2 tRNA genes and 2 rRNA genes (1 of these 4 cut by a window edge) are annotated in these 3061 nt (G+C 49.9%); all 4 read left to right on the forward strand.

Annotated elements, in window-relative coordinates:
- The first annotated feature begins 431 nt into the window (after positions 1-431).
- Positions 432-1966: ribosomal RNA gene (locus tag PSQ39_RS21685) — 16S ribosomal RNA — on the forward strand.
- Positions 1967-2052: 86 nt separating this feature from the next.
- Positions 2053-2129: transfer RNA gene (locus tag PSQ39_RS21690), tRNA-Ile, on the forward strand.
- 30 nt (positions 2130-2159) lie between these two features.
- Positions 2160-2235 (forward strand) — tRNA-Ala (locus tag PSQ39_RS21695).
- 467 nt (positions 2236-2702) lie between these two features.
- A 23S ribosomal RNA gene (locus PSQ39_RS21700) occupies positions 2703-3061 on the forward strand; it runs 2615 nt beyond the window's last position.
- The 16S and 23S rRNA genes sit together here with 2 tRNA genes alongside, the layout of an rRNA operon.

Consider the following 3061-nt stretch of genomic DNA (forward strand, 5'->3'; position numbering starts at 1 on the left):
AAAAAAGTCTTCTTCGAGTTGACTGTGCTGCGAAAAGCGGTATATAATTCGAGGCTCTGCTGAAAACGCAGTGACTGACAAGCGGTTGGTTGGTGAGGGGTTCGAAAGAGTTCTGAGTTGACTGAAGCGAGTTGGAAAAAGATTAAAAAGTTTTGCCAGTTACTTAAAAACTGTGCTAGAATTTAAGGCTGCGCTGATTACAGCGCGCTGAGCGAAAAGAGAAAAAGTTCTGCAAAGAATGGCTGATCTGAGTAGTGTGTTCCTTAAAAATATACAGCCGATAAGCGTGGGTGTTTGAAGGCGATTGCCAAGTTCTTTGGAACTAAGTGCATAGCACTTTAAACACTCATGAGAATAGAAGTGAAGTTCACTTCAATTCCGTTTTTATGAGTTCTGCTTGACCGCGAGGTTGAGCGAAAAAATTCAAGATCGAACTGTAGAGTTTGATCCTGGCTCAGATTGAACGCTGGCGGCATGCCTTACACATGCAAGTCGAACGGCAGCACGGGAGCAATCCTGGTGGCGAGTGGCGAACGGGTGAGTAAAGTATCGGAACGTGCCCAGTCGTGGGGGATAACGTAGCGAAAGTTACGCTAATACCGCATACGATCTATGGATGAAAGCGGGGGATCGCAAGACCTCGCGCGATTGGAGCGGCCGATATCAGATTAGGTAGTTGGTGGGGTAAAGGCCCACCAAGCCGACGATCTGTAGCTGGTCTGAGAGGACGACCAGCCACACTGGGACTGAGACACGGCCCAGACTCCTACGGGAGGCAGCAGTGGGGAATTTTGGACAATGGGCGAAAGCCTGATCCAGCCATGCCGCGTGCAGGATGAAGGCCTTCGGGTTGTAAACTGCTTTTGTACGGAACGAAAAGCACTGCCTTAATACGGTGGTGCCATGACGGTACCGTAAGAATAAGCACCGGCTAACTACGTGCCAGCAGCCGCGGTAATACGTAGGGTGCAAGCGTTAATCGGAATTACTGGGCGTAAAGCGTGCGCAGGCGGTTATATAAGACAGATGTGAAATCCCCGGGCTCAACCTGGGAACTGCATTTGTGACTGTATAGCTAGAGTACGGCAGAGGGGGATGGAATTCCGCGTGTAGCAGTGAAATGCGTAGATATGCGGAGGAACACCGATGGCGAAGGCAATCCCCTGGGCCTGTACTGACGCTCATGCACGAAAGCGTGGGGAGCAAACAGGATTAGATACCCTGGTAGTCCACGCCCTAAACGATGTCAACTGGTTGTTGGGTCTTCACTGACTCAGTAACGAAGCTAACGCGTGAAGTTGACCGCCTGGGGAGTACGGCCGCAAGGTTGAAACTCAAAGGAATTGACGGGGACCCGCACAAGCGGTGGATGATGTGGTTTAATTCGATGCAACGCGAAAAACCTTACCCACCTTTGACATGTACGGAAGATCGCAGAGATGTGATTGTGCTCGAAAGAGAACCGTAACACAGGTGCTGCATGGCTGTCGTCAGCTCGTGTCGTGAGATGTTGGGTTAAGTCCCGCAACGAGCGCAACCCTTGTCATTAGTTGCTACATTTAGTTGGGCACTCTAATGAGACTGCCGGTGACAAACCGGAGGAAGGTGGGGATGACGTCAAGTCCTCATGGCCCTTATAGGTGGGGCTACACACGTCATACAATGGCTGGTACAGAGGGTTGCCAACCCGCGAGGGGGAGCTAATCCCATAAAACCAGTCGTAGTCCGGATCGCAGTCTGCAACTCGACTGCGTGAAGTCGGAATCGCTAGTAATCGCGGATCAGAATGTCGCGGTGAATACGTTCCCGGGTCTTGTACACACCGCCCGTCACACCATGGGAGCGGGTTCTGCCAGAAGTAGTTAGCCTAACCGCAAGGAGGGCGATTACCACGGCAGGGTTCGTGACTGGGGTGAAGTCGTAACAAGGTAGCCGTATCGGAAGGTGCGGCTGGATCACCTCCTTTCTGGAAAATTTGCAATCAAATTTGAACACTCACACTTATCGGTTGTTGGAACAAGCTGTGTGTCCTGGAGACAGGGCATGTGGAATGGGTCTGTAGCTCAGCTGGTTAGAGCACCGTCTTGATAAGGCGGGGGTCGTTGGTTCGAGCCCAACTAGACCCACCATGATTCCAATATCTGGTTGTCGGGGATCCCGGGGGATTAGCTCAGCTGGGAGAGCACCTGCTTTGCAAGCAGGGGGTCGTCGGTTCGATCCCGTCATCCTCCACCAAGTGGTTCCGATAGATGCTGGTGAGTGATGTGGTTGAGGTTGATCGGTGTAGGTTGAGAGACGATGTTGTTTCAATAACAAAGCGACTTAGGTTAGGTTGTTTTGTTATTGATCGAGATAGTTCGATTGGTAACGGTGGTTGTTGAAAGACGACTGCCACGGCTGTTCTTTAAAAATTCATAGAGTCGAATCAGAGTTGCTAGAGGAAACCGCACATTCGTAAAGGTTTAGTGCGGACCGTGCCTCTAGTGACAATTTTTTGATTGCGTCAAAACGAATGTTCAATAAGCGAAAGCTAGTTGAAATTCAGTAATGACGAATCTTCTTGATAGCGGCCAGAAATGGCTGTAGTCGAAAAGTATTCACATTACGGCATAACGCGTCAGGTGAAAGACCTGACAACAGTTCTTGAAACGATGGAGGTGTTTGATTGTTCAGAGATGGATGATTAGACGTCAAAGTTATAGGGTCAAGTGACTAAGAGCATATGGTGGATGCCTTGGCGATGATAGGCGACGAAGGACGTGATAGCCTGCGAAAAGCTTCGGGGAGCTGGCAAATTAGCTTTGATCCGGAGATATCCGAATGGGGAAACCCACCGAAAGGTATCGCATGATGAATACATAGTCATGCGAGGCGAACCGGGTGAACTGAAACATCTCAGTAGCTCGAGGAAAAGACATCAACCGAGATTCCGAAAGTAGTGGCGAGCGAAATCGGAGAAGCCTGCTAGTGATATCTGAGAACTTAACAAAATGGTCTGGAAAGGCCAACCATAGTGGGTGATAGTCCCGTATGTGAAAAGATCTCAGTGGTACTAAGCTAG

Origin of the sequence: Curvibacter microcysteis (assembly GCF_028649455.1) — a bacterium.
Lineage (GTDB): Bacteria > Pseudomonadota > Gammaproteobacteria > Burkholderiales > Burkholderiaceae_C > Curvibacter > Curvibacter microcysteis.